Source organism: Streptomyces sp. NPDC005955, assembly GCF_042871255.1.
Classification (GTDB): Bacteria; Actinomycetota; Actinomycetes; order Streptomycetales; family Streptomycetaceae; genus Streptomyces.
Map to the genome: position 1 here is coordinate 611,173 of NZ_JBIAIF010000003.1, position 26,652 is coordinate 637,824.

General features: G+C 70.6%; 25 protein-coding genes. 17 read left to right on the forward strand and 8 right to left on the reverse strand.

Features of this window, described 5'->3' with window-relative positions; genetic code table 11:
- Position 1 precedes the first annotated feature (1 nt).
- The 4 genes from tpiA (at position 2) to pgi (ending at position 3,614) form a co-directional block, all read left to right on the forward strand.
- Positions 2 to 784 (forward strand): triose-phosphate isomerase, encoded by a 783-nt coding sequence (gene tpiA, locus ACFYOU_RS11160; protein WP_391304823.1) that lies wholly within the window; start codon positions 2 to 4, stop codon positions 782 to 784.
- A gap of 180 nt (positions 785 to 964) precedes the next feature.
- On the forward strand, positions 965 to 1,201 hold the full coding sequence (secG, locus tag ACFYOU_RS11165; protein ID WP_387002666.1) for a preprotein translocase subunit SecG: 237 nt from the start codon (positions 965 to 967) through the stop codon (positions 1,199 to 1,201).
- Positions 1,202 to 1,407: 206 nt separating this feature from the next.
- Complete coding sequence (locus tag ACFYOU_RS11170; RefSeq protein ID WP_173263245.1) at positions 1,408 to 1,743, forward strand: RNA polymerase-binding protein RbpA; 336 nt, start codon at positions 1,408 to 1,410, stop codon at positions 1,741 to 1,743.
- Positions 1,744 to 1,961: 218 nt separating this feature from the next.
- Entirely contained in the window at positions 1,962 to 3,614 is a 1,653-nt protein-coding gene (gene pgi, locus ACFYOU_RS11175) for a glucose-6-phosphate isomerase (RefSeq protein ID WP_391304825.1), read from the forward strand.
- 94 nt (positions 3,615 to 3,708) lie between these two features.
- Here pgi and pgl read toward each other — a convergent pair whose 3' ends face one another.
- Genes pgl through tkt form a run of 5 tightly spaced genes read right to left on the reverse strand, consistent with a single transcriptional unit; the run spans position 3,709 to position 10,358 of the window.
- Positions 3,709 to 4,509, reverse strand: a complete 801-nt coding sequence (gene pgl, locus ACFYOU_RS11180) for a 6-phosphogluconolactonase (RefSeq protein WP_389761276.1) — start codon at positions 4,507 to 4,509, stop codon at positions 3,709 to 3,711.
- Complete coding sequence (gene opcA / locus ACFYOU_RS11185) at positions 4,506 to 5,576, reverse strand: glucose-6-phosphate dehydrogenase assembly protein OpcA (protein WP_391304827.1); 1,071 nt, start codon at positions 5,574 to 5,576, stop codon at positions 4,506 to 4,508. Before opcA ends, pgl begins: the two co-directional genes overlap by 4 nt.
- Positions 5,573 to 7,105: a glucose-6-phosphate dehydrogenase gene (gene zwf / locus ACFYOU_RS11190; RefSeq protein ID WP_389761272.1), complete on the reverse strand. Its 1,533-nt coding sequence runs from the start codon at positions 7,103 to 7,105 to the stop codon at positions 5,573 to 5,575. Before zwf ends, opcA begins: the two co-directional genes overlap by 4 nt.
- Positions 7,106 to 7,109: 4 nt before the next feature.
- A complete protein-coding gene (gene tal / locus ACFYOU_RS11195; protein WP_387002675.1) occupies positions 7,110 to 8,228 on the reverse strand; it encodes a transaldolase in 1,119 nt (372 codons plus the stop codon).
- A gap of 42 nt (positions 8,229 to 8,270) precedes the next feature.
- Positions 8,271 to 10,358 (reverse strand): transketolase, encoded by a 2,088-nt coding sequence (gene tkt / locus ACFYOU_RS11200; protein WP_391304829.1) that lies wholly within the window; start codon positions 10,356 to 10,358, stop codon positions 8,271 to 8,273.
- Positions 10,359 to 10,955: 597 nt separating this feature from the next.
- Here tkt and ACFYOU_RS11205 point away from each other — a divergent pair.
- The 4 genes from ACFYOU_RS11205 (at position 10,956) to ACFYOU_RS11220 (ending at position 15,336) form a co-directional block, all read left to right on the forward strand.
- Positions 10,956 to 11,897 (forward strand): heme o synthase, encoded by a 942-nt coding sequence (locus ACFYOU_RS11205; protein ID WP_389761266.1) that lies wholly within the window; start codon positions 10,956 to 10,958, stop codon positions 11,895 to 11,897.
- A gap of 69 nt (positions 11,898 to 11,966) precedes the next feature.
- The gene (locus ACFYOU_RS11210; protein WP_391304830.1) at positions 11,967 to 12,344 is read left to right on the forward strand and encodes a hypothetical protein; all 378 of its coding nucleotides are present in this window, start codon (positions 11,967 to 11,969) and stop codon (positions 12,342 to 12,344) included.
- A 551-nt stretch (positions 12,345 to 12,895) separates the two neighbouring features.
- Positions 12,896 to 14,233 carry a glutamine synthetase gene (locus ACFYOU_RS11215; RefSeq protein ID WP_391304832.1) on the forward strand — a complete coding sequence of 446 codons (1,338 nt, stop codon included), beginning with the start codon at positions 12,896 to 12,898 and terminating at the stop codon, positions 14,231 to 14,233.
- Positions 14,233 to 15,336 carry an amidohydrolase family protein gene (locus ACFYOU_RS11220; protein WP_391304833.1) on the forward strand — a complete coding sequence of 368 codons (1,104 nt, stop codon included), beginning with the start codon at positions 14,233 to 14,235 and terminating at the stop codon, positions 15,334 to 15,336. Before ACFYOU_RS11215 ends, ACFYOU_RS11220 begins: the two co-directional genes overlap by 1 nt.
- Positions 15,337 to 15,399: 63 nt before the next feature.
- Here ACFYOU_RS11220 and ACFYOU_RS11225 read toward each other — a convergent pair whose 3' ends face one another.
- The 3 genes from ACFYOU_RS11225 to ACFYOU_RS11235 all read right to left on the reverse strand — a co-directional run bounded on the left by ACFYOU_RS11225 (position 15,400) and on the right by ACFYOU_RS11235 (position 18,215).
- Entirely contained in the window at positions 15,400 to 16,395 is a 996-nt protein-coding gene (locus ACFYOU_RS11225; protein WP_391304834.1) for a COX15/CtaA family protein, read from the reverse strand.
- A gap of 75 nt (positions 16,396 to 16,470) precedes the next feature.
- The gene (locus ACFYOU_RS11230) at positions 16,471 to 17,286 is read right to left on the reverse strand and encodes an ABC transporter permease (RefSeq protein WP_391304835.1); all 816 of its coding nucleotides are present in this window, start codon (positions 17,284 to 17,286) and stop codon (positions 16,471 to 16,473) included.
- Positions 17,283 to 18,215: an ATP-binding cassette domain-containing protein gene (locus ACFYOU_RS11235; protein ID WP_391304836.1), complete on the reverse strand. Its 933-nt coding sequence runs from the start codon at positions 18,213 to 18,215 to the stop codon at positions 17,283 to 17,285. Before ACFYOU_RS11235 ends, ACFYOU_RS11230 begins: the two co-directional genes overlap by 4 nt.
- A 254-nt stretch (positions 18,216 to 18,469) precedes the next feature.
- Between ACFYOU_RS11235 and ACFYOU_RS11240 the strand changes: the two genes are divergently transcribed.
- From ACFYOU_RS11240 to ACFYOU_RS11280, 9 genes are all read left to right on the forward strand, one after another.
- Entirely contained in the window at positions 18,470 to 19,324 is an 855-nt protein-coding gene (locus ACFYOU_RS11240) for an ArsR family transcriptional regulator (RefSeq protein WP_391304838.1), read from the forward strand.
- Positions 19,321 to 20,742, forward strand: coding sequence for a Fe-S cluster assembly protein SufB (sufB, locus tag ACFYOU_RS11245; RefSeq protein ID WP_389761251.1), 1,422 nt, complete (start codon positions 19,321 to 19,323; stop codon positions 20,740 to 20,742). Before ACFYOU_RS11240 ends, sufB begins: the two co-directional genes overlap by 4 nt.
- 77 nt (positions 20,743 to 20,819) lie before the next feature.
- Entirely contained in the window at positions 20,820 to 22,004 is a 1,185-nt protein-coding gene (gene sufD, locus ACFYOU_RS11250; protein WP_391304841.1) for a Fe-S cluster assembly protein SufD, read from the forward strand.
- Entirely contained in the window at positions 22,001 to 22,318 is a 318-nt protein-coding gene (locus ACFYOU_RS11255; protein WP_385485322.1) for a non-heme iron oxygenase ferredoxin subunit, read from the forward strand. The genes sufD and ACFYOU_RS11255 overlap by 4 nt, the downstream gene beginning before the upstream one ends.
- A 7-nt stretch (positions 22,319 to 22,325) precedes the next feature.
- Positions 22,326 to 23,090, forward strand: coding sequence for a Fe-S cluster assembly ATPase SufC (sufC, locus tag ACFYOU_RS11260; protein WP_387002695.1), 765 nt, complete (start codon positions 22,326 to 22,328; stop codon positions 23,088 to 23,090).
- A complete protein-coding gene (locus ACFYOU_RS11265; RefSeq protein ID WP_385485318.1) occupies positions 23,087 to 24,355 on the forward strand; it encodes a cysteine desulfurase in 1,269 nt (422 codons plus the stop codon). Before sufC ends, ACFYOU_RS11265 begins: the two co-directional genes overlap by 4 nt.
- A gap of 10 nt (positions 24,356 to 24,365) precedes the next feature.
- Positions 24,366 to 24,824, forward strand: a complete 459-nt coding sequence (gene sufU / locus ACFYOU_RS11270; protein ID WP_385485316.1) for a Fe-S cluster assembly sulfur transfer protein SufU — start codon at positions 24,366 to 24,368, stop codon at positions 24,822 to 24,824.
- Positions 24,821 to 25,156: a metal-sulfur cluster assembly factor gene (locus ACFYOU_RS11275; RefSeq protein WP_385485314.1), complete on the forward strand. Its 336-nt coding sequence runs from the start codon at positions 24,821 to 24,823 to the stop codon at positions 25,154 to 25,156. Before sufU ends, ACFYOU_RS11275 begins: the two co-directional genes overlap by 4 nt.
- Before the next feature lie 229 nt (positions 25,157 to 25,385).
- Positions 25,386 to 26,600, forward strand: a complete 1,215-nt coding sequence (locus ACFYOU_RS11280; protein WP_391304843.1) for a helix-turn-helix domain-containing protein — start codon at positions 25,386 to 25,388, stop codon at positions 26,598 to 26,600.
- Positions 26,601 to 26,652: the final 52 nt, after the last annotated feature.

A 26,652-nucleotide genomic window follows, 5' to 3' on the forward strand; every position in this document is an offset into this window, starting at 1 on the left:
CATGACGAAGCAGACCCGTACGCCCCTGATGGCCGGCAACTGGAAGATGAACCTCAACCACCTTGAGGCCATCGCCCACGTCCAGAAGCTCGCCTTCGCCCTCGCGGACAAGGACTACGAGACCGTCGAGGTCGCCGTCCTGCCGCCGTTCACCGACCTGCGGTCCGTGCAGACCCTCGTCGACGGCGACAAGCTGAAGATCAAGTACGGCGCGCAGGACATCTCCGCGCACGAGTCCGGTGCCTACACCGGCGAGATCTCCGGCGCGATGCTCGCCAAGCTCAAGTGCACCTACGTCGCCGTCGGCCACTCGGAGCGCCGCCAGTACCACGGCGAGACCGACGAGCTGTGCAACGCCAAGGTCAAGGCCGCGTTCAAGCACGGCCTCACCCCGATCCTCTGCGTCGGCGAGGGCCTGGACGTCCGCAAGGCCGGCCAGCAGGTCGAGCACACCCTCGGCCAGCTCGACGGGGCGCTCAAGGACCTGCCCGCCGAGCAGGCCGAGACGATCGTGATCGCCTACGAGCCGGTGTGGGCCATCGGCACCGGTGAGGTCGCCACGCCCGAGGACGCCCAGGAGGTCTGCGGGGCGATCCGCGGCCGGCTCGCCGAGCTCTACTCCAAGGAGCTGGCCGAGCAGGTGCGCATCCAGTACGGCGGTTCCGTGAAGTCCGGGAACGTCGCCGCGATCATGGCGCAGCCCGACGTGGACGGCGCCCTCATCGGGGGAGCCGCGCTCGACGTCGACGAGTTCGTCAAGATCGTCCGCTTCGAACGGGCGTGAGTAGGCGCTAGCGACGATCCGTCGTACCCTTGCGGGGGCCGCTGGCCGGTAAGGCGAGCGGGCGCTGGGCGCGGGCACCGGGAGGTGTCCCGCACGGACGTCCGTCGGCTCGTCCGACCGGCCGCGGTCCTCGCGCCGTCCATCAAGATCCGAGGGAAGACCCCGGAAAGGGAGTTCACTGTGGTTTTCGGGTTCTCGATCGCCGTGATCGCCTTCAGCCTGCTGCTGACGCTGCTGGTGCTGATGCACAAGGGCAAGGGCGGCGGTCTGTCCGACATGTTCGGCGGCGGCATGCAGTCGTCCGTGGGCGGGTCCTCGGTCGCCGAGCGCAACCTCGACCGCATCACCGTCGTGGTCGGTCTGCTCTGGTTCGCTTGCATCGTCGCCCTCGCGATCATGATGAAGCTCGACAGCTGAGCCTCGTCACCGTCGCACACGCACACCACGTTGAGCCCCATGACGGGTACGCGCCCCCCGGCGCGGCCTATCATGGGGCTTGCGTCTCGGGGTGGGGTGTAACTCCATTCACTGGACGCGCGTTGGGCCTTACGTAGACTGAGGCGCCCCCGGCGAAGCGTTACGCCGACTCGCTTCGCGGCACCATCACGCAGGGAGTTACGACCGTGGCAAGTGGCAACGCGATCCGGGGAAGCCGGGTCGGGGCGGGGCCGATGGGCGAGGCCGAGCGCGGCGAGTCCGCGCCGCGGCTGCGCATCTCCTTCTGGTGCTCGAACGGGCACGAGACACAGCCGAGCTTCGCCAGCGACGCGCAGGTCCCGGACAGTTGGGACTGCCCGCGGTGCGGCTTTCCGGCAGGTCAGGACCGGGACAACCCACCGGCTCCACCACGGACCGAGCCGTACAAGACCCACCTCGCCTATGTGCGGGAGCGGCGCAGCGACGCGGACGGCGAGGCGATCCTCGCCGAGGCGCTGGCGAAACTGCGCGGCGAGATCTGAACGGACCTACCGGCGGGCCGGACACCTTCACCCAGGTGTCCGGCCCGCTGTGCGTCGCCGGGGGACCGTCAACGTGGGGAGCCACCCGTGACGGTGAACGTGTCCGGCCGCGCCCGCACCCGACGGCCGTCCGTTCGCCGTCCTGATCAATTAGGTTGGAGGGTGCTGCGGCAAGGCGCCCAGACCAGGCGACGGCAGAGAGAAGGACGACGTCCGAGATGAATGCAGAAGGCCGTACCAGGCTCAACCAGACGCCCGAGTGGACCGCCCTGGTCAAACACCGGGAAGAACAGGGCGAGATGCGGCTGCGCGACCTGTTCGCGGCGGACCCGGACCGCGCCACCGGATACGCGCTACAGGTCGGTGACCTGTACGTCGACTACTCCAAGCACCTCATCACCGACGAAACGCTCCGACTGCTCCGCGAGCTCGCCGAGGCGCGGGGCGTGTACGCACTGCGGGACGCCATGTTCCGCGGCGACAAGATCAACACGACGGAGGACCGCGCGGTCCTGCACACCGCGCTGCGCGCCCCGAGCGGCGCGGTGATCGAGGCCGACGGGCGCAACGTCGTCCCCGCGGTGCACGAAGTCCTCGACCGCATGGGCGTGTTCGCCGACCGGGTCCGTTCGGGTGAGTGGACCGGTCACACCGGTGCGCGCATCAAGAACGTCGTCAACATCGGCATCGGCGGCTCCGACCTCGGCCCCGCCATGGCCTACGAGGCGTTGCGCTCCTACACCGACCGCGGCCTCACGGTGCGGTTCGTGTCGAACGTCGACGGGGCCGACCTGCACGAGGCGGTCAGGGACCTGGACGCCGCCGAGACGCTGTTCATCGTGGCGTCCAAGACCTTCACCACCATCGAGACCCTGACCAACGCCACCTCGGCCCGCAACTGGCTCCTCACCGAGCTGAGGGCGGGTCAGGAGGCCGTGGCCAAGCACTTCGTGGCCCTGTCGACCAATGCCGGGAAGGTCGCCGACTTCGGCATCGACACGGCGAACATGTTCGAGTTCTGGGACTGGGTCGGCGGCCGCTACTCGTTCGACTCGGCGATCGGGCTCTCCCTGATGATCGCGATCGGGCCGGACCGGTTCCGGGAGGTGCTGGACGGTTTCCACACCGTCGACCGGCACTTCCGCAACGCCCCGCCCGAGCAGAACGTCCCGCTGCTGCTCGGTCTGCTGGGCGTCTGGTACAGCAACTTCCACGACGCCCAGGCGCACGCGGTGCTGCCGTACTCGCACTACCTGTCCAAGTTCACGGCGTACCTCCAGCAACTGGACATGGAGTCCAACGGCAAGTCCGTCGACCGGGAGGGCGCACCGGTCGACTGGCAGACCGGCCCCGTGGTCTGGGGCACGCCGGGCACCAACGGGCAGCACGCCTATTACCAGTTGATCCACCAGGGCACCAAGCTGATCCCCGCGGACTTCATCGGGTTCGCCGAGCCGGTCGCCGACCTCCAGCCGGGGCTCGTCGCCCAGCACGACCTGCTGATGGCGAACTTCTTCGCGCAGACCCAGGCGCTCGCCTTCGGCAAGACGCCCGAGGAGGTCCGCGCCGAAGGGGTCCCCGAGGAGCTCGTCCCGCACAAGAGCTTCCGGGGCGACCGCCCCACGACCACCATCCTGGCGAAGGAGCTGACGCCGTCGGTGCTCGGTCAGCTCATCGCCCTGTACGAGCACAAGGTGTTCGTCCAGGGGGCCGTGTGGAACATCGACTCGTTCGACCAGTGGGGCGTCGAACTGGGCAAGGTGCTCGCCAAGCGCGTGGAACCCGCGCTCACCGAGGGCGCAGAGGTCCCGGGCCTCGATGCGTCCAGCACGGCCCTGGTCGCCAAGTACCGCGAGCTGCGCGGCCGTTGACACGACGGTGCCGGGCGTCCGGTCCTCCTGGACGCCCGGCACCGGGCCGTGCTCCTCCGGTCACCACGGAGCCCGTGGTGACCACCGCCCCGCCCTAGGGCGAAGCGGGCGGGTACAGATCGCGCGGCAGCCGGGAGGCCGCCGCAGAGTCGAGCAGCCACAGGGTCCGCGCACGTCCCCGGGCGCCGGCCGCCGGCGCCTGGATCTCGCCCGCGCCCGACAGGGCGATGGCCGCGGCCTCCGCCTTGTCCTCGCCCGCCGCCAACAGCCACACCTCACGGGCGGCCCGGATCGCGGGCAGCGTCAGGGAGATCCGGGTGGGCGGCGGCTTCGGCGCCCCGTGGACGCCGACGACGGTCCGCTCGGTCTCCCGGACGCCCGGCAGCTCGGGGAAGAGCGAGGCCACGTGCGTGTCCGGGCCGACCCCCAGCATCAGGACGTCGAAGGTGGGCACCGGACCGTGGTCCTCCGGACCCGCCGCGGCGGCCAGTTCCGCGGCGTACGCGGCGGCAGCCGTGTCCACCCCGTCCCCGGCCGGACCCCCGGTGGCGTGGGGGCCGTCCGACGCGGGCATCGCGTGCACCCGCTCCGGGTCGAGCGGCACCGAGTCCAACAGCGCCGCACGCGCCTGGGTCACGTTCCGCTCGGGGTCGCCCTCGGGCAGATAGCGCTCGTCCCCCCACCACAGGTCGAGGCGGGACCAGTCGATCGCGTCCCGGGCGGGCGCCGCGGCCAGCGCGGCGAGCACGCCGTTCCCGTTGCGCCCGCCGGTCAGGACGATCGACGCCGAGCCCCGAGCGGCCTGGGCGTCCACGATCTTCGTGATCAGCCGGGCCGCCGCGGCCTGCGCCATCAGCTCCTTGTCGCGGTGCACCACGAGCTGGGGTGTGCTCACGTGCGGGCCTTCCGGGCGGGAACCGACTTCTTCGCCGTCTTCGCCGGTGGCGTCTTGTCGTCGCCCTCGCCCTCGGGGGAGCCGCCCGGGGAACCGCCGGGTGCGCCGGCCGCCTCCGTGCGGGCGGGGACGCTCGCCGTGGACTCGGCCAGCCCCTTCACCCCGAACCGCAGCACGGACGCGTAGATGTCGTCCGGGTCCAGGCGCCGCAGCTCCTCCGCGATCAGCTCCGCGGTCTCCCGTCGCTTCAACGCCACCGCGCGGTCCGGCTGACCCGCGATCGACAGCGTGGCCAGCGACCCGTCCGGTCGGTCGAGACCGATCGGTCCGCAGTCCGTCTGGAGCCGCACCGCCGTCAGCCCGGGGCCGCTCGACACGGTCCGGGTCACGGGCGTGCCCAATCGTTCCGCCAGCCACATCGCCAGCAGTTCCACACTGGGGTTGTACTCCTCGCCCTCGACCTCGGCCGCGGTCACCGTGCAGGCGATCTGGTCCAGCGCGGCGGCCAGCATCGAGCGCCAGGGGGTGATCCGGGTCCAGGACAGGTCGGTGTCCCCGGGGGCGTAGGTGTCGGCGCGGGACGTCAGCTCCGCCACCGGCTGCTCGGCGGAGTAGGCGTCGGTGATCCGGCGCTGGGCGAGCGCGCCCAGCGGGTCGCGCGCCGGGTCGGCGGGAGCGTTGATCGGCCACCACACCACGACGGGGGCGTCCGGCAGCAGCAGCGGCAGGACCACCGACTGCGCGTGCTCGACGACCTCGCCGTACAGCCGCAGGACGACCGTCTCCCCGGTGCCCGCCTCACCGCCCACCCGGACCTCGGCGTCCAGCCGGGAGGTCGTGCGGATGCGCGGCGACCGCGAGACCCGGCGGATGACCACCAGGGTGCGCGAGGGGTGCTCGCGGGACGCCTCGCTGGCCGCCCGCAACGCGTCGTACGCGTTCTCCTCGTCCGTGACGATGACCAGGGTGAGCACCATGCCGACGGCCGGGGAGCCGATGGCACGGCGCCCTTCGACCATCGCCTTGTTGATCCGGCTGGCCGTGGTGTCCGTAAGGTCGATGTTCATGGCCGACGCCAGCTCCGTCCGTCTCGTGCGAGCATTTCGTCCGCCTCGGCGGGGCCCCAGGTCCCGGACTTGTACTGGGCGGGCTTGCCGTGCGCGTCCCAGTGCTGCTCGATCGGGTCGAGGATGCGCCAGGACAGTTCGACCTCTTCTGTGCGGGGGAAGAGGTTCGAGTCGCCCAGCAGGACGTCCAGGATGAGCCGTTCGTACGCCTCCGGACTCGACTCCGTGAACGACTCGCCGTAGGCGAAGTCCATGGACACGTCCCGGACCTCCATCGAGGTGCCCGGCACCTTGGAGCCGAAGCGCACGGTCACGCCCTCGTCCGGCTGGACCCGGATGACCAGGGCGTTCTGCCCCAGCTCCTCGGTCGCGGTGTGGTCGAAGGGGGAGTGCGGGGCGCGCTGGAAGACCACGGCGATCTCCGTCACCCGGCGGCCGAGGCGCTTGCCGGTGCGCAGGTAGAAGGGGACCCCCGCCCAGCGGCGGTTGTCGATCTGGAGCTTCACCGCCGCGTAGGTGTCGGTCTTCGACTTGCTGTCGATGCCGTCTTCCTGGAGGTAGCCGATGACCTTCTCGCCACCCTGCCACCCGGCGACGTACTGGGCGCGGACGGTGTCGGCGCCCAGGTCCGCGGGGAGCTTGACCGCCCCGAGGACCTTGGTCTTCTCGGCGGCCAGCGCATCCGCGTCGAAGGAGGAGGGCTCCTCCATTGCGGTGAGCGCGAGCAACTGGAGCAGATGGTTCTGGATCACGTCCCGGGCGGCGCCGATGCCGTCGTAGTACCCGGCCCGGCCGCCGATCCCGATGTCCTCGGCCATGGTGATCTGCACGTGGTCGACGTACGACCGGTTCCAGATCGGCTCGAACAGGGTGTTGGCGAACCGGAGCGCCAGGATGTTCTGGACGGTCTCCTTGCCGAGGTAGTGGTCGATCCGGAAGACCTGGTCCGGGGCGAAGACCTCGTGGACGATCGCGTTGAGTTCCTTCGCCGACGTGAGGTCGTGACCGAAGGGCTTCTCGATGACCGCCCGCCGCCAGGACCCCTCCTCCTGGTCGGCCAGCCCGTGCTTCTTGAGCTGCTTGACGACCAGGGGGAAGAACTTCGGCGGAACGGAGAGGTAGAAGGCGAAGTTGCCGCCGGTGCCCTGGGCCTTGTCCAGATCGGTGATCGTGGCCTTCAGCTGCTCGAAGGCGTTGTCGTCGTCGAAGTCGCCCTGGACGAAGCGCATGCCCTGGATCAGCTGCTGCCAGACCTCCTCCCGGAAGGGGGTGCGGGCGTGTTCCTTGACGGCGTCGTGGACCTCCTGGGCGAAGTCCTCGTTCTGCCACTCGCGACGGGCGAACCCGATCAGCGAGAAGCCGGGCGGCAGCAGACCCCGGTTCGCGAGGTCGTAGACGGCGGGCATCAGCTTCTTGCGGGACAAGTCGCCCGTGACGCCGAAGATCACCAGGCCCGACGGCCCCGCGATGCGCGGGAGCCGTCGGTCCGCGGCGTCACGAAGCGGATTGGCTCCGTGGACGGGTGTCAAGGTCTCAGCCCTCCGAAGGGGTGAGGCGCTTCAGCTCCGCCTCGGTCGATGCGAGCAGGTCGTTCCAGGACGCCTCGAACTTCTCGACGCCCTCGTCCTCCAGCAGGTTCACCACGTCGTCGTAGGCGATCCCGAGCTTCTCGACGGCGTCGAGGTCGGCGCGCGACTGCTCGTAGGTGCCGGCGATGGTGTTGCCGGTGATGACGCCGTGGTCGGCGGCGGCCTCCAGGGTCGCCTCCGGCATCGTGTTCACGGTGCCCGGCGCGACCAGGTCGTCGACGTACAGGGTGTCCTTGTACGCGGGGTCCTTGACCCCGGTCGACGCCCACAGCGGACGCTGCGGGTGTGCGCCCGCCTTGTCCAGGGCCAGCCAGCGGTCGGAGGAGAAGACCTCCTCGTACGCCTGGTAGGCGAGCCGGGCGTTGGCCAGGCCGGCCTTGCCGCGCGCGGCCTTGGCCTCCGGGGTGCCGAGGGCGTCCAGCCGCTTGTCGATCTCGGTGTCCACCCGGGACACGAAGAACGAGGCCACCGAACGGATCTTGGACAGGTCCAGGCCCGCGGCCTTCGCCTTCTCCAGGCCCGCCAGGTAGGCGTCCATCACCGCGCGGTAGCGCTCCAGCGAGAAGATCAGCGTGACGTTGACGCTGATGCCGAGGCCGATGACCTCGGTGATCGCGGGCAGGCCCGCCTTGGTCGCCGGAATCTTGATCAGGGTGTTGGGCCGGTCCACCAGCCAGGCGAGCTGCTTGGCCTCGGCGATGGTCGCCCGGGTGTCGTGCGCGAGTCGCGGGTCCACCTCGATCGACACCCGGCCGTCCTGGCCGCCCGTCGAGTCGAACAGGGGGCGCAGCACCTCGGCCGCGTCCCGGACGTCCGCCGTGGTGATCATGCGCACGGCCTCGTCGACCGTCAGCTTGCGGGCCGCGAGGTCACGGAGCTGGGACTCGTAGCCGTCACCGCCCGAGATCGCCTTCTGGAAGATCGACGGGTTGGTCGTGACGCCCACCACGTGCTGCTGGTCGATCAGTTCGGCGAGGTTGCCGGACGTGATCCGCTTGCGCGAAAGGTCGTCCAACCAGATCGCTACGCCTTCGTCGGAAAGGCGCTTGAGTGCGTCCGTCATGGGAATTGCATCTCCTACTTGATCTTTAGTCGTCTGTGGGCGTCAGCGCTGAACGGCGGCCAGGGATTCCCGCGCGGCGGATTCGACCGCCTCGGAGGTGATGCCGAACTCGCGGAACAGGACCTTGCCGTCCGCCGAGGCACCGAAGTGCTCCAGCGACACGATGCGGCCCGCGTCACCGACGTAGCGGTGCCAGGTCAGCCCGATGCCCGCCTCGACGGCGACCCGCGCCTTCACGGACGGCGGCAGCACCGTGTCCTTGTACTCCTGGGTCTGCTCCTCGAACCACTCCACGGACGGCATGGACACCACCCGGGTGGGCACGCCGGACGCCTGGAGCCGCTCCCGGGCCTCCACCGCCAGGTGCACCTCGGAACCCGTGCCGATCAGCAGCACCTCGGGGGCGCCGCCCTCCGCCTCGAAGAGCACGTAGCCGCCCTTGGCCGCGTCCTCGTTCGGGTCGTACGTGGGCACGCCCTGCCGGGTCAGCGCGAGACCGTGCGGGGCGCCCTTGCCGAACACCTTGGTGTAGCGGCGCAGGATCTCCCGCCAGGCGATCGCCGTCTCGTTGGCGTCGGCCGGTCGGACCACGTTCAGCCCGGGGATCGCCCGCAGCGACGCGACGTGCTCGACCGGCTGGTGGGTCGGACCGTCCTCGCCGAGGCCGATCGAGTCGTGCGTCCACACGTACGTCACCGGCAGGTGCATCAGCGCGGACAGTCGCACCGCGTTGCGCATGTAGTCGGAGAACACGAGGAACGTGCCGCCGTAGACACGGGTGTTGCCGTGCAGCGCGATGCCGTTCATCTCCGCGGCCATCGAGTGCTCGCGGATGCCGAAGTGGATGGTCCGGCCGTACGGCTGGGCCTCCGGCAGCGGGTTGTCGGCGGGGAGGAACGACGAGTTCTTGTCGATCGTCGTGTTGTTCGAGCCGGCGAGGTCGGCGGAACCGCCCCACAGCTCGGGGATCACCGCGCCGAGCGCCTGGAGCACCTTGCCGGACGCGGCCCGGGTCGCGACGCCCTTGCCGGTCTCGAAGACCGGGAGCTTGTCCTCCCAGCCGGCCGGCAGCTCACCGGCCGAGATGCGGTCGAACTCGGCGGCCCGCTCGACGTTCGCGGTGCGCCAGGCGGCCAGGCCCTTCTCCCACTCGCCCCGGGCCTCGCGACCGCGGTCCAGTGCGCCCCGGGTGTGGGCCAGGACCTCGTCGGTGACCTCGAAGCTCTGCTCGGGGTCGAAACCGAGGACGCGCTTGGTGGCCGCGACCTCTTCGTCGCCGAGCGCCGAACCGTGGGCGGCCTCGGTGTTCTGGGCGTTGGGCGCGGGCCAGGCGATGATCGAGCGCATCGCGATGAACGAGGGGCGCTCCGTCTCGGCCTTGGCGGCCTGGATCGCCGTGTACAGCGCCTGCGGGTCGAGGTCGCCGTTGGCCTTCGGCTCCACGCGCTGCACGTGCCACCCGTACGCCTCGTACCGCTTGGCGGTGTCCTCGGACACGGCGGTCTCGGTGTCGCCCTCGATCGAGATGTGGTTGTCGTCCCACAGCATGACCAGGTTGCCGAGCTTCTGGTGACCGGCCAGCGAGGACGCCTCGGCGGCGATGCCCTCCTGGAGGCAGCCGTCACCGGCGATCACGAAGACGTGGTGGTCGAAGGGGGAGGCGCCGGTGGCGGCCTCCGGGTCGAACAGACCGCGCTCGTACCGGGCGGCCATCGCCATGCCCACGGCGTTGGCGACGCCCTGGCCGAGCGGCCCGGTCGTCGTCTCGACGCCGGCGGTGTGGCCGTACTCCGGGTGGCCCGGGGTCTTCGAGCCCCAGGTGCGGAACGCCTTCAGGTCGTCCAGCTCCAGGCCGAAGCCGGCGAGGTAGAGCTGGATGTACAGCGTCAGGGACGAGTGTCCCGCGGACAGCACGAACCGGTCGCGGCCCGTCCATTCGGGGTCCGCGGGGTCGTGTCGCATCACCTTCTGGAAGAGGGTGTAGGCGGCCGGGGCAAGGCTCATCGCGGTGCCCGGATGGCCGTTGCCGACCTTCTGCACGGCGTCAGCGGCAAGGACACGGGAGGTGTCCACGGCACGCTGGTCCAGTTCGGTCCATTCAAGGGCTGTCGTGGTCGGCTTGGTGCTCACCCTGGGTCAGGGCTCCTCTCCACATGCTCGGGACATTCGGGATGGCGGACGCCCGGGGGCCGCGTGCGCGGTGGGACGTCCGCCTGCTCGGCATGGCGCCGAAACCGGTGTTGTCCGAGAGCCCACCGGCTTGCTGCCGAGCCTACCGTCGTCGTCACGTGCACTTTTCGGCTCATTTCCAGACTGCCGGGGCTCGGCGCGGTTCGCCTCTCGGGGCGCTGACCTCCTCCGTCCCCCCTTTCGCTGCCGCCCCACCCGTCCGATGGGGCGGCAGCCGCCGCCCCGACTCCTCCCGCCCGCCCCGGAACACCGTCGACCGGGTGCGCCGTTCCCCGAGCGCGGGGAACGTGCGGAGTCCGCCCGTGGCCGGAGCCGGTCGTTCCGCCGACCGTCCCCGGCCGTCCCCCGAACGGCCCCGCGCCCGCCGTCAGGGGGTGAACGACGAGGTCGCGCACCTCCTCGCGAGCGCCCCCCAACACGAGCGACCCCCGCGAAGGGCGAGGTAAGGGCAACGTCTACAGTGGCGTGGTACGCGCGAGCCTTTACCCGGACTTCACAGGTCTAAGGCTTGCTTTGATGTCTCTGTCAGGGGTGTGCGTGACGGCCGTTGAATCCCGTCCGGCGGGAATGCTGCGGACGAGCCGGGGACACCGGCCGCTGCGAGCCCGGGTCATGGCGTTCGTGGCGCTGACCAAGCCGCGGATCATCGAACTGCTGCTGATCACCACGATCCCCGTGATGTTCCTGGCCCAGCAGGGCGTGCCCGATCTGAAGCTCGTCCTGATGACGACGATCGGCGGCTACCTGTCCGCGGGCGGCGCCAACGCGCTGAACATGTACATCGACCGGGACATCGACGCGCTGATGGAGCGGACCGCCCGCCGGCCGCTGGTCACCGGAATGGTCTCGCCCCGCGAGACGCTCGTCTTCGGCCTCTCGCTCGCCGTCATCTCCACCCTGTGGTTCGGCTACTTCGTCAACTGGCTCTCCGCCTGGCTCTCCCTCGGCGCGCTCCTCTTCTACGTGGTCGTCTACACGATGATCCTGAAGCGGCGCACCACCCAGAACATCGTCTGGGGCGGGATCGCGGGCTGCATGCCGGTGCTGATCGGGTGGTCGGCCGTCACCAACTCGGTCTCCTGGGCCGCGGTCATCCTCTTCCTGGTCATCTTCTTCTGGACGCCCCCGCACTACTGGCCGCTCTCGATGAAGGTCAAGGAGGACTACGCGCGGGTGGGCGTGCCGATGCTGCCCGTGCTGGCCTCCAACAAGGTGGTCGCCCGGCAGATCGTGGCGTACAGCTGGCTGATGGTCGCGGTGTCGCTGCTGCTCACCCCGCTGGGGTACACCGGCTGGTTCTACACCGCGGTCGCCCTCGCCACCGGCGGTTGGTGGCTGTGGGAGGCGCATGCGCTGCTCGCCCGGGCGAAGAGCGGGGTCACCGGGGCGAAGCTCAAGGAGATGCGGCTGTTCCACTGGTCCATCACCTACGTCTCGCTGCTCTTCGTGGCCGTCGCCGTGGACCCGTTCCTGCGCTGACCCGGTCGGCGCCGTGCGTGGGCCACGACACGTTCCCCCACTGACCTACTCGTCGGTAGGCTCCGTTCCATGGAGAACGCGAACGTGAACGCGCAGGGCGCTCCCGGCGAAGACGGCGGCGTCGGCAAGTGGACGGCGGCCCGTGCGGAACGCCGTGAGCGCCGGCTGGCCAAGGAGATCGGTGCCTTTGCCGCGGCGCACGGGGGAGCGGAGGGGCAGGTCGCCCACCTCGGGCGCAAGGGTGCTCGGATCGTCCTCGTCGGGGCTGACGGGGCGTGGGGGGACCTGGTGGTCCCGTCCTGTGAGGTCGCGGCCGCGGTGGTGGCTCGGGCCGGGATCACCGTGCACGAGGCGTTCGACGGTGAGTTTGCGGCGCGGGTTCGTACCGGGCCCTACGAATGGTCCCGGATGGCCGGCATCCAGATCGGCGGCCCCTCGACCTCCTGACACGGTGCGGTCCGCTTGCCGCGCGTCCAGCATTCGCGCAGTTCCCCGCGCCCCTCGGGTACGTCCCCCTGCACGTGTGCGGTCCGCTCGCCGTGCGTCCGGCATTCGCGCAGTTCCCCGCGCCCCTTGGGTGCGTTCTGCTGGGCGTGTGTGGTTCGCTCGCCGTGCGTCCGGTGTTCGCGCAGTTCCCCGCGCCCCTTGGGTGCGTTCTGCTGGGCGTGTGTGGTTCGGTTGCCGTGCGTCCGGTGTTCGCGCAGTTCCCCGCGCCCCTTATCGGGGCCCGTTGTCTAGCTCGCACCCGCAGGGAACAGCCCACCCGCTGGTAGCGCCCCGATAGGGGCGCGGGGAACTGCGCGAAATCCACGGCGCACCCGCAGGGGACAGCGCACCCGACCAGGGGCGCGGGGAACTGCGCGAACTTGCAACGCCCCCGCACGGGACAGCGCGCAAACCCGCCAAGCCCCCCGCACGGACCAACGTGCCCCCCACGCGTCCCGACCGTTATCCCAGGGAAGGTGTCAGGGATCATCGGTCGAAACGAGGAGCGCGCCATGGGTACCAGGGACGCCAGCGACGGACGTGCGGCGCAGCCGGAGTGGCGGGTCCGGGCCGCGGAACTGGCCGCCCGGGGCGTCGAAACCGTCGCCCTGACCATCGTCGACAACGCGGGGATCTGCCGCGTCAAGACCTTCCCCCTGGCCCGACTCACCGAGGTCGCCGAACGCGGCGTCGGCATGGCCCCCTGCTTCGACGTCTACACCTCCGCCGACCGCATGGTCAGCTCACCGCACCTCGGCGGCCCCGACGGGGACCTGCGGCTCTTCCCCGACCCCGACCGCATCGTCCCGCTGGCCGCCCAACCCGGCTGGGCCTGGTCGCCCGCCGACCGCTACGAACAGGACGGCCGCCCCTACGCCTCCTGCCAGCGCCTGTTCGCCAAGTCCGCCGCCGACCGGGCCGCCGCGCTGGGGTTCACCCTGACCATGGGGTTCGAGACCGAGTGGATCCTGCGGCGCCCGGACGGCACCTGCCCCACCACCGGGCCCGCCTACGGCATGACCCGGGTCGTGGAACTCGCCGACTACGGCCGTGACCTGTTGCGGGCCCTCACCGACCAGGGCGTACGGGTGCTCCAGTTCCACCCCGAGTACTCGCCCGGCCAGTTCGAGATCTCCACCGCCCCCGCCGACGGCCCGGTCGCCGCGGCCGACGACCTCGTCCTCGTCCGCGAGACCATCCGCGCGGTCAGCGCCCGGCACGGGCTGCGCGCCTCCTTCGCGCCGACCTTCACCGCCGGCGAGGTCGGCAACGGCTGCCACCTCCACCTCGGCCTGCACCGCGACGGCACCGACCTGCACCGCGACCCCCGCGCACCGTACGGCCTCGCCCTCGACGCGGCGGCCTTCCTGGCCGGAGTACTGGAGCGGCTGCCCGCGCTGCTGGCCGTCGGCGCCCCGTCCCCGGCGAGCTACCTACGGCTCGCCCCCTCCCGCTGGGCGGGTGCCTACCGCTGCTGGGGGGTGGAGAACCGGGAGGCCGCGCTGCGCCTGGTCCCCGGCGACGGGCACGCCGAGCTGAAGTGCTTCGACGCCACCGCCAACCCGTACCTCCTCGCCGGCAGCGTCATCACCGCCGGCCTCGCGGGCATCGCCGAAGGGGCCAAGCTCCCCGACCCGGTCACGGGCGACCCCGCCGGCCTCGCCGACGTACCCCGGCTCCCGCGCTCACTGGACGAGGCGGTCGACCACCTCACCGCCAGCGACGAACTGCGCGAGGCCATGGGCGAGGTCCTGTACGGGGCCGTGCTCGCGGTGCGGCGGGCCGAGGCCGAGGACTTCGCGGACAGCGACCCGGAGCGCATCGCCGCCGACACCCGCTGGCGGTACTGATGTTCGACCTGCCCCCGCTCGTGGACCACCACTGCCACGGCGTGCTCCTCGACGACCCGGACGCCGACGTGTTCGCCTCGTACCTCACCGAGTCCGACGCCCCGGCCGCGCCCGGCACCAGCTTCTTCGACACCCAGGCCGGCTTCGCCGTCCGCCGCTGGTGCCCGCCGCTGCTCGGGCTCGATCCGTACACCTCACCGGCCCGCTACCTGGCCCGCCGCCGCGAACTCGGTGCGGCGGAGGCCAACCGCAGGCTCCTGGGCGCCACCGGCATCGGCACCTTCCTGGTCGACACCGGGCTGTCCGGCGACCTCACCACCCCCGAGGAACTGTCCCGAGCGGGGGGCGGACGGGCCCGGGAGGTCGTCCGGCTCGAAGTCCTCGCCGAGCGGGCGGCCGACGCCTTCGACGACGCCCGGACGTTCGTGGACGCCCTGGACGTCTCGGTGGACTCCGCGGCGCGGACCGCCGTCGGGTTCAAGTCCGTGGTCGCCTACCGGCACGGTCTCGCCCTCGCCCCCGAGGCCCCGACCGCCGCCGAGGTGCTGACCGCCGCCGGACAGTGGCTCGGCGCCCGCCGCCCCGGGGACCGGCTCACCCACCCGGTCCTCCTGCGCCACCTGCTGTGGACCGCGGTCGACACCGGGCTGCCGCTCCAACTGCACACCGGCTTCGGCGACCCCGACCTACGGCTCGACCACGCGGACCCGCTGCTGCTCACCGACTTCGTGCGGGCGACCGCCGGGAGCGGCTGCGACCTGGTGCTGCTGCACGGCTACCCCTACCACCGGGGCGCGGGCTACCTCGCGGCCGTCTTCCCGCACGTCTACGCCGACATGGGGCTCACCCTCGGCCACACCGGAGCCCGGGCCCGGGCGCTGCTCGCGGAGATGCTGGAGCTCACCCCCTTCGGCAAGCTGCTGTTCTCTACCGACGGCTACGCCCTGCCGGAGCTGTACGTGATCGGGGCCCGGCTGTTCCGCACCGCCCTGGAGGAACTGTTGGGCGAGTGGGTGCGCGACGGTTCCTGGGGGTACCCGGACGCCCACCGGGTGGCGAAGATGCTGGCCTCGGCCAACGCCCGCCGGGTCTACCGGCTCTGACGCCGACGGGGCCACGGGAGCGGTGCTCCGGTGGCCCCGGCGAGGCGTACGACCCCGGTGGGGTCAGACGGACGACAGCGCGGAACCGCTCCGGGCGGGCACCGGCACCGGCAGCTCCGGTCGTTCCCGCAGGGCGAGCAGCACCCGTAGGGTCGCGATCCACACCAGGCACGAGCCCAGCATGTGCGCCCCGACCAGGACCTCCGGCAGGTCGGTGAAGTACTGCACGTACCCGACGGCGCCCTGGGCCATGAGGATCAGGAACAGGTCCCGGGTCCGGTTCAGCGGACCGCGGGGCGCGTCCACCGCCTTCAGCACGAACCACAGCGCGAAGGTCAGGGAGACCACGACCCAGGCGAGGACCGCGTGCACCTTGGTCACGGCCTCCCAGTTGACGTCCATCCGGGGCACGTCGCTGGAGTCGCCCGCGTGCGGCCCCGCACCGGTGACCACCGTGCCGACGGCGATCAGCAGCCCCGTCACCACGACCATCACCCAGACCAGCTGCTGCACGGCCTTGCCGACCAGCGGCTTGGGCGGTGCGTCGCCCTCCCGGGAGCGCTGCCACATCACCGTCGCCACCGCGATCAGGGCGGTGGACAGCAGGAAGTGGGCGGCGACCGTGTACGGGTTCAGGCCCACCAGGACGACGATGCCCCCCAGCACCGCATTGCCCATGACCAGCCAGAACTGGGCCCAGCCGAGCCGGGTCAGGGAGCGTCGCCACGGCTTCTGCGAGCGGGCGGCGATGATGGCCCAGCCGACGGCCGCGCACAGCACGTAGGTCAGCATCCGGTTGCCGAACTCGATGACGCCGTGGAGGCCCATCTCACGGGTCGCGGTCAGCGAGTCGTCGGTGCACTTGGGCCAGGTCGGGCACCCGAGGCCGGAGCCCGTGAGCCGGACGGCCCCGCCGGTGACGACGATGACGACCATCATCACGAGCGCCGCCATGGCGGCGCGCTGCACGATGCGGGTGGTGGGGGTCCAACGATCGGCGATGTAGGCGAGCGGGTTGCGCGCGGCCTCAACGAGGTCGTCTCGGGTCACTTTTGGCACGTGCACATGGTAGGCGGGTGCTTGTGCACGCCTTCACGAGGGGGACGTTTCGCGTGCCCCCGCGTCGGACGGCGCTCACTCCCAGCGGAAGAAGCGCCCCGCCGCACCCAGCCCCGCGACCGCCCACACGGCGAGGACGCCCAGGTCACGCCAGGGAATCCCGGCGCCGTCCCGCAGCACGTCACGCAGCCCCTCGGACAGCGCGGCGATCGGAAGGAACTCCAGCACGGTGCGTGCCGCCTCCGGGAACCGGTCCAGCGGCACCACCACGCCGCCGCCCATCAGCAGCAACAGGAAGACCAGATTCGCGGCAGCGAGCGTCGCCTCCGCCTTCAGCGTCCCGGCCATCAGCAGCCCGAGACCCGAGAAGGCGGCCGTGCCGAGCACGAGCAGCAACAGCACGGTCAGCGGGTTGCCGTCCGGCGACCAGCCGAGGGCGAGCGCGATCACGGTCAGCAGTGCCACCTGGAGCACCTCGACCACCAGGACCGACAGGGACTTGGCCGTCATCAGCCCCCAGCGCGGCAGCGGGGAGACGGCGAGGCGCTTCAGCACGCCGTACCGCCGTTCGAAGCCGGTGGCGATGGCCTGCCCGGTGAACGCCGTGGACATCACGGCGAGGGCCAGGACCCCCGGTGCGAGGAAGTCGACGGCCTCGCCCTCCCCGGTGTCCACGATGTCGACCGAGCTGAACAGGGCGAGCAGCAGGGCCGGGATGATCAGCGTCAGCAGCAGCTGCTCGCCGTTGCGCAGCAGCATCCTGGTCTCCAGGACGGCCTGCGCGGCGATCATCCGGGGCAGCGGGGCCGCCCCGGGGCGGGGCACGAAGGTGCCGGGCCCCCCACCCGCGCGGGCGGGCGTGTCGGCGGCGGTGTTCACCTCGGCGGTCATGAGCGCAGCTCCCTACCGGTCAGCTCCAGGAAGACGTCCTCCAGGGTGTGCCGCTCCACCGAGATCCGGTCCGGCATCACCCCGTGCTGGGCGCACCAGGAGGTGACGGTGGCCAGCAGCTGCGGGTCGACGGTCCCCGCGACGCGGTACGCGCCCGGGCTCACCTCGTCGACCTGGGAGTCCGGGGGCAGGGCCTTGAGTAGGGCGCCGACGTCCAGTCCGAGGCGTCCGGTGAAGCGCAGGGTGTTCTCGGCGCCGCCCCGGCACAGCTGCTCGGGGGAGCCCTGGGCGATGACCCGGCCGGCGTCGATGATCGCGACGTCGTCGGCGAGCTGCTCGGCCTCGTCCATGTGGTGCGTGGTGAGCACGACGCTCACCCCGTCGGCGCGCAGGTCGCGGACGAGGCCCCAGGCGGTGCGGCGGGCCTGGGGGTCGAGCCCGGCGGTGGGCTCGTCGAGGAAGACCAGCTCGGGGCGGCCCACGACGGCCATGGCCAGCGCGAGCCGCTGCTGCTGCCCGCCGGAGAGCCGCCGGTAGGTGGTGCGTCCGCAGCTGTCGAGGCCGAGCCGGTCGATCAGGGCCGGTACGTCGAGGGGGTGGGCGTGCAGCCGGGCGACGTGGTGCAGCATCTCGTCGGCGCGGGCGCCGGAGTACACCCCGCCGGACTGGAGCATCACCCCGATCCGGGGGCGCAGCGCCGCGGCGTCGCGCTGGGGGTCGAGGCCGAGGACGCGGACGGTTCCGGCGTCCGGTGCGCGGTAGCCCTCGCAGACCTCGATGGTGGAGGTCTTGCCCGCGCCGTTGGGGCCGAGCACGGCGGTGATCCCGGGCCCGGCGACCAGGTCGAGGCCGTTGACGGCGGTCTTGGGGCGCCTGGTTCCGTACCGCTTCACCAGGCCCTGGACCTGGAGGACGGGCTCGCTTCGCATGAGGCGCAAGTCTAGGGAGCCGCGCCGGGTGCCGGGGCCGCGGGGTGTCCCGCCGGCCGGCGGGGTGCGGGGGCAGAGCGGGGCACGGGCCCGGATGGGGGAGACTGTGCGGGCGCTCTGCGCAGGGTGGCGGGGCGGATTCCGGGTCCCTTAGCAGACCAGAGCCGGTTAGGTAACCCTTAGTGACGGATGCCACCGTGTTGGCTGACCTCGGTCGCTTGTCCGCTCTCGGGGAATTACGCAACAATGGCGTTGTGAAAAACGTCGGCGAGGTCCGGGCAGCCCCTCAGGGGGTGCCGCAGGAAGACTCCGCGACCGGTGAGCGTTCGACGCGCAACCGGGTCGCGCGCTCGATCCTGGACCACGGCCCGTCGACGGTGGCCGACCTCGCGGGCCGGCTCGGCCTCACCCAGGCCGCCGTCCGGCGCCATCTGGACGCCCTGGTGGGCGACGACGTCGTCGAGGCCCGTGAACAGCGCGTCTACGGGGCCCGTACCCGGGGTCGACCCGCCAAGGTCTTCGTGCTGACCGACTGCGGCCGCGACGCCTTCGACCAGTCGTACGACAAGCTGGCCGCCGATGCGCTGCGCTGGATCGCACGGACCGCCGGCGGCGGCGCCGTCGGCGAGGCCGCCGTCGCCGCCTTCGCGCGCGACCGGATCGAGACCCTGGCCGAGTCGTACCGCGCCGCGATCGAGGCCGCGCCGCCCGAGAAGCGGACCGAGGCGCTGGCCAGGGCCCTCACCGCCGACGGGTACGCTGCTACGGCGCGCAGCGCGCCCGGCCGCCAGCGCGGCGAGCAGTTGTGTCAGCACCACTGCCCGGTCGCCCACGTGGCGGAGCAGTACCCACAGCTGTGCGAGGCGGAGACGGAGATCTTCTCCCGCCTCCTCGGGACGCACGTCCAGCGGCTGGCGACCATCGCCCACGGCGACGGCGTCTGCACCACGTACATCCCGAACGCCCCGGACGGATCGGACGCCCACGCGGCGCCGGACCCGGACGGACCCCGTCAGCCGCCGGACCCACCGGGCCGGACGGCACCGCGCACACCACCCCGAACAGAGCGTCACCCATCAGCAAGCACGGCCGGGAGGAACCCCGCATGACTCTCCCCACGGAGACTGCCCACCCCGAACTAGAGGGTCTGGGTACGTACGAATACGGCTGGGCCGACTCCGACGAAGCCGGTGCCTCCGCCAAGCGCGGACTGGGCGAGGACGTCGTCCGGGACATCTCGGCCAAGAAGGACGAGCCGGAGTGGATGACCAAGCTCCGTCTCAAGGGCCTGCGCCTGTTCGACAAGAAGCCCATGCCGAGCTGGGGCTCGGACCTGTCGGGCATCGACTTCGACAACATCAAGTACTTCGTGCGCTCCACGGAGAAGCAGGCGGAGTCCTGGGAGGACCTGCCCGAGGACATCAAGAACACCTACGACCGGCTCGGCATCCCCGAGGCCGAGAAGCAGCGTCTGGTCGCCGGTGTCGCCGCGCAGTACGAGTCCGAGGTCGTCTACCACCAGATCCGCGAGGACCTGGAGGAGCAGGGCGTCATCTTCCTGGACACGGACACCGCGCTCAAGGAGCACCCGGAGCTGTTCAAGGAGTACTTCGGCACCGTCATCCCCGTCGGTGACAACAAGTTCGCCTCGCTGAACACGGCCGTGTGGTCCGGCGGGTCCTTCATCTACGTCCCCAAGGGCGTGCACGTGGAGATCCCGCTCCAGGCCTACTTCCGCATCAACACGGAGAACATGGGCCAGTTCGAGCGGACGCTGATCATCGTCGACGAGGACGCCTACGTCCACTACGTCGAGGGCTGCACCGCGCCGATCTACAAGTCGGACTCCCTGCACTCCGCGGTGGTCGAGATCATCGTGAAGAAGGGCGCCCGCTGCCGCTACACGACGATCCAGAACTGGTCGAACAACGTCTACAACCTGGTCACCAAGCGCGCCGTGGCCTACGAGGGCGCGACCATGGAGTGGGTCGACGGCAACATCGGCTCCAAGGTCACCATGAAGTACCCGGCCGTCTACCTGATGGGCGAGCACGCCAAGGGCGAGACCCTGTCGATCGCCTTCGCGGGCGCGGGCCAGCACCAGGACGCGGGCGCCAAGATGGTCCACATGGCCCCCAACACCTCCTCGAACATCGTCTCCAAGTCGGTGGCCCGGGGCGGCGGACGCACCTCGTACCGCGGCCTCATCGAGATCGGTGAGGGCGCGCCCGGCGCCAAGTCGAACGTGCTGTGCGACGCACTGCTCGTGGACACGATCTCCCGCTCCGACACCTACCCCTACGTGGACGTCCGCGAGGACGACGTGTCGATGGGGCACGAGGCGACCGTCTCCAAGGTCTCCGAGGACCAGCTCTTCTACCTGATGAGCCGCGGCCTCACCGAGTTCGAGGCGATGGCGATGATCGTGCGCGGCTTCGTCGAGCCGATCGCCAAGGAGCTGCCCATGGAGTACGCCCTTGAGCTGAACCGGCTGATCGAGCTCCAGATGGAGGGCGCGGTCGGCTGACCCGGCCCCCGCCCCCCGGGGCCCGCGCGGCCCCCGTAGCGTCACGTCTTCATCAGAAAGCGAGCACCAAGACAGCCATGGCTGAGGCTCAGAACACCCCGGTGGGGTCCACCACCGCAGGCGCCATCGCGGTGGCGGCGGAGTCGACCGTCGCCACCCGCATGAGCGCGCCGCCGTCCTTCGACGTCGCGGACTTCCCCGTGCCGCACGGCCGGGAGGAGGAGTGGCGGTTCACCCCGCTGAACCGACTGCGCGGGCTGCACGACGGCACCGCCGTCGCCACCGACTCCGGCGTCAAGGTCGTGGTCGACGCGCCCGCCGCCGTCACCGTCGAGACCGTGGGTCGAGACGACGCCCGTCTCGGCCGGGCCGGCACCCCCGTCGACCGGGTCGCCGCGCAGGCGTACTCCGGTTTCACCGCGGCGACCGTGGTGACCGTGCCCAAGGACACCGTCCTGACCGAGCCGATCCGCATCGCCGTGCACGGCGAGGGCGGCACCGCCTACGGCCACCAGGTCGTCGAGCTGGGTGCCTTCGCCGAAGCCGTCGTGGTCGTGGACCACACCGGTGACGCCGTGTTCGCCTCGAACGTCGACTACGTCCTCGGGGACGGCGCCAAGCTCACCGTGGTCTCCGTCCAGGACTGGGACGACACCGCCGTCCACGTCGCCCAGCACAACGCGCTGATCGGTCGGGACGCCTCCTTCCGCTCCGTCGTGGTCACCTTCGGCGGCGACCTGGTCCGTCTCCACCCCCGGGTCGCCTACGCCGCGCCCGGTGGCGAGGCCGAGCTGTTCGGGCTGTACTTCACCGACCGCGGGCAGCACCAGGAGCACCGCCTCCTGGTCGACCACAACACGCCGCACTGCAAGTCCAACGCCGTCTACAAGGGCGCCCTCCAGGGGCAGGGCGCCCACGCCGTGTGGATCGGCGACGTGCTCATCCAGGCCGCGGCCGAGGGCACCGACACCTACGAGATGAACCGGAACCTCGTCCTCACCGACGGCGCCCGGGTCGACTCGGTCCCCAACCTGGAGATCGAGACCGGCGAGATCGTCGGTGCCGGCCACGCCTCCGCCACCGGCCGCTTCGACGACGAGCAGCTCTTCTACCTGATGGCCCGCGGCATCCCCCAGCACGAGGCCCGGCGCCTCGTGGTGCGCGGCTTCTTCGCCGAGCTGGTCCAGCAGATCGGACTGCCCGACGTCGAGGAGCGGCTGATCGCCAAGATCGAACAAGAGCTGGAGGCTTCCGTCGCATGACGTACGTACGCGCCTGCGGACTGAGCGAGCTGGAGGACGACACCCCGATGCGGGTGGAGCTCGACGGCCTGCCCGTCTCGGTCGTACGCACCGAAGGCGAGGTGTTCGCCATCTACGACATCTGCTCCCACGCGAACGTCTCCCTGTCGGAGGGCGAGGTGGAGGACTGTCAGATCGAGTGTTGGCTGCACGGCTCCAGCTTCGACCTCCGCACCGGCAAGCCGTCCGGCCTTCCCGCGACGCGCCCCGTCCCCGTATACCCCGTAAAGATCGAAGGGGACGATGTGCTCGTCTCCCTCACCCAGGAGTCCTGAGGCACCCATGGCAACGCTTGAAATCCGAGACCTGCACGTCACCGTCGAGGCCGACAACGCCACGAAGGAGATCCTCAAGGGCGTCGACCTGACCGTGAAGCAGGGCGAGACGCACGCCATCATGGGCCCCAACGGCTCCGGCAAGTCGACCCTCGCCTACTCGCTGGCGGGTCACCCCAAGTACCAGATCACCGGCGGCACCGTCACCCTCGACGGCGAGGACGTTCTGGAGATGTCCGTCGACGAGCGGGCCCGCGCCGGCCTGTTCCTCGCCATGCAGTACCCGGTCGAGATCCCCGGCGTCTCCGTCTCCAACTTCCTGCGCACCTCCGCCACCGCCGTCCGCGGTGAGGCCCCCAAGCTGCGGACGTGGGTCAAGGAGGTCAAGGAGACCATGGAGCGCCTCCACATGGATCCGGCCTTCGCCGAGCGCAACGTCAACGAGGGCTTCTCCGGCGGCGAGAAGAAGCGCCACGAGATCCTCCAGCTCGAACTGCTCAAGCCGAAGGTGGCCATCCTCGACGAGACCGACTCCGGTCTCGACGTGGACGCCCTGCGCGTGGTGTCCGAGGGCGTCAACCGCGTCCGCGAGACCGGCGAGGTGGGCACCCTGCTCATCACGCACTACACCCGCATCCTGCGGTACATCAAGCCGGACTACGTCCACGTCTTCGCCAACGGCCGGATCGCCGAGTCCGGCGGCGCCGAACTCGCCGACAAGCTGGAGAACGAGGGCTACGAGGCATACGTGAAGGGAGGCGCGTCCGCGTGACAGCAGCCCGACAGGGGCTCCCCGGTCTCCTCGACACTGAGGCGCTCCGCAAGGACTTCCCGATCCTGGACCGGGTGATCCACGACGGGAAGAAGCTCGTCTACCTGGACAACGCGGCCACCTCGCAGACGCCGCGCCAGGTACTCGACGTGATCGCCGAGTACTACGAACAGCACAACGCCAACGTCCACCGCGGTGTGCACGTGCTCGCCGAGGAGGCCACCGCGCTGTACGAGGGCGCGCGCGACAAGGTCGCCGCGTTCATCAACGCGCCCAGCCGCGACGAGGTGATCTTCACCAAGAACGCCTCGGAGTCGCTGAACCTGGTGGCCAACATGCTCGGTTGGGCCGACGAGCCCTACCGGGTGGACCAGCACACCGAGATCGTCATCACGGAGATGGAGCACCACTCCAACATCGTGCCCTGGCAGCTGCTCTCGCAGCGCACCGGCGCGAAGCTGAAGTGGTTCGGCCTCACCGACGACGGCCGGCTCGACCTGTCGAACATCGAGGAGGTCATCACCGAGAAGACGAAGATCGTCTCCTTCGTGCTGGTCTCCAACATCCTCGGCACCGTCAACCCGGTCGAGGCGATCGTGCGCCGTGCCCAGGAGGTCGGGGCCCTGGTCCTGATCGACGCCTCCCAGGCCGCCCCGCACATGCCGATGGACGTCCAGGCCCTCCAGGCCGACTTCGTGGCCTTCACCGGCCACAAGATGTGCGGGCCGACGGGCATCGGGGTGCTGTGGGGTCGCCAGGAGCTCCTGGAGGACCTGCCCCCGTTCCTCGGCGGCGGCGAGATGATCGAGACGGTGTCCATGCACTCCTCGACCTACGCCCCGGCCCCGCACAAGTTCGAGGCGGGCACCCCGCCGATCGCCCAGGCCGTGGCGCTGGGTGCGGCGGTCGACTACCTCAGCGGCATCGGCATGGAGCGGATCGCCCAGCACGAGCACGCCCTCACGGAGTACGCCGTCAAGCGGCTCCTGGACGTGCCCGACCTGCGGATCATCGGCCCCACCACGGCCGAGGACCGGGGCGCCGCGATCTCCTTCACCCTCGGCGACATCCACCCGCACGACGTGGGTCAGGTGCTCGACGAGGAGGGCATCGCGGTCCGGGTCGGCCACCACTGTGCGCGGCCGGTCTGCCTGCGGTACGGAATTCCCGCGACCACCAGGGCGTCGTTCTATCTGTACTCCACTCCGGCCGAGATCGACGCACTGGTCGACGGGTTGGAACACGTACGGAACTTCTTCGGCTAGGGGTCACACGGTGAAGCTTGATTCGATGTACCAGGACGTCATCCTCGACCACTACAAGCACCCGCACGGGCGTGGTCTGAGGGACGGTGACGCCGAGGTGCACCACGTCAACCCGACGTGCGGCGACGAGATCACGCTCCGGGTCAAGTACGACGGGCAGCGGATCGTCGACATCTCCTACGAGGGCCAGGGCTGCTCGATCAGCCAGGCCAGCGCATCGGTGCTGAACGACCTGCTCGTGGGCAAGGAACTCGCCCAGGCCCAGAAGATCCAGGGCGTGTTCCTTGAGCTGATGCAGTCCAAGGGCCGGGTCGAACCGGACGACGAGATGGAAGAGCTCCTGGAGGACGCGGTCGCGTTCGCCGGGGTCTCCAAGTACCCGGCACGGGTGAAGTGCGCCCTGCTGAGCTGGATGGCCTGGAAGGATGCGACGGCCCAGGCCCTCGCGGAGGAGGCGAAGACCGCATGACGGACAACGACACCCTGATGAAGCCCGCCTCGGAGGAAGAGGTCCGCGAGGCGCTGCTCGACGTGGTCGACCCCGAGCTGGGGATCGACGTGGTCAACCTGGGGCTGATCTACGGCGTCCACGTGGACGACGCCAACATCGCCACCATCGACATGACGCTGACCTCGGCGGCCTGTCCGCTCACCGACGTCATCGAGGACCAGGCGAAGTCGGCCACCGAGGGCCTGGTCAGCGAACTGCGCATCAACTGGGTGTGGATGCCGCCGTGGGGTCCGGACAAGATCACGGACGACGGCCGTGAGCAGTTGAGGGCCCTCGGGTTCAACGTCTGAGCCCGTCCCCGCCGTACGCACGAGGGGTGCCACCGCGATCCGGTGGCACCCCTCGTGCGTGTTCCCGGGACCAGCCGTCCCACCCCGGCTCACCACGAGCGGCGCTCGATGGGCTTCAGGACCGGCTGAGCCGCCGTCTCCGGGCACTGTCGCGGACGGCCCTGCCCAGTGCGCGAGCAGTGGCGTCATCGGAGCCCTGCCCTGAGCACGGCGGGAGTACCGTGGCAGCGTGGCAAACGAAGACTTGGGGAAGACTCTGCGCCGCCTGCGCCGTCTGGCCGCCTTGACACAAGAAGAGTTGGCCGGACGCTCCGGCGTGTCAGTCGATGTGATCCGTCAGCTCGAACAGCGGCGGAAGCACTCGGCACGCCTCCCCACGCTTCACGCTCTCGCCAACGGTTTGGGCGTGGAGCTGACCACACTGCTGGGCGACCCCCCTGCGGTCTCGGCAAGCGGAGAGAGCGACGGGCCGCGCTTCGTCGCCGTGCGCAGGGCGATCATGCCAGTGCTGTGGGGGCCACAGCCGGAGCCGACCGGCCAGGGCTTCTCTGCGGACCAACTGCGCGAGCACATCGCAGACGGCTGGTCTCAGTACCACGCAGCCGAGTTCGACACGGTGATGAAGAGTCTCCCCGACCTGATCACCGACGCGCGTTCAGCCACGGTGTCCGGAAGCGACGAGGACCGCGAGGCCGGTTTCGCAGCCCTGGGCAAGACACTCCAGCTCGCCGGGCACGTCGCCGTGCGCATGGGCAGGACGGACCTTGCCCTCACGAGCCTGGAGCGGGCCGTAGACGCAGCGGAGCGTTCCGCGGACCCGCTCTTGGTTCCCATGATCGTGAACTCTGTCGCCTGGACCTACCAGCGGCAAGGTCGCCTGGAAGACGCCCTGGGGATCGCCCTTCGCGCGGCTGAAGCCATCGAAAGCGGCGGCCACACGGACACGGCCGACGGACTGAAGGTGTGGGGCGCCCTCACCATGAGTGCTGCCACGTCGGCCGCACGGAGCGGCGACTACGAGCGGGCGGCCGAGCTGATGACGGGAGCGGAGGAGGAAGCGGCCCGTGTCTCCAAGCTGCCTGCGGGCAATGACCACCGCATGGTCAGCGTCTTCAGCCCGTCGTCGGTGCGCATCGAACGCGTCCGCCTCGCCGTGCAGTACGGGCGCCCGCAAGACGCCTTGGCGCTCGCCAAGGGAATGCGGCTGAGCAAAGACACTCCGCCGTCCTGGCGGACGTGGCTGCTGCTGGACGTGGCCCGAGCACACACGGACACCGGGGATGCCGCCGGAGCGGTGAAGGCGCTGGAGTCCCTGCGCCGGGTGGCGCCCACATGGATGCAGCACCACACGTTGGCCGTGGCCATAGTTCGGGACCTCTGGGCTCTTCCCAACCACCCGCCGGGACTCCGACCGCTGGCCGAGTTCCTGGGGGTCAGCGAATAGCGTGCTGAAAGTGGGACGTTGCGCCCCTGTCAACGTTCCCGGCGTGGCGCTT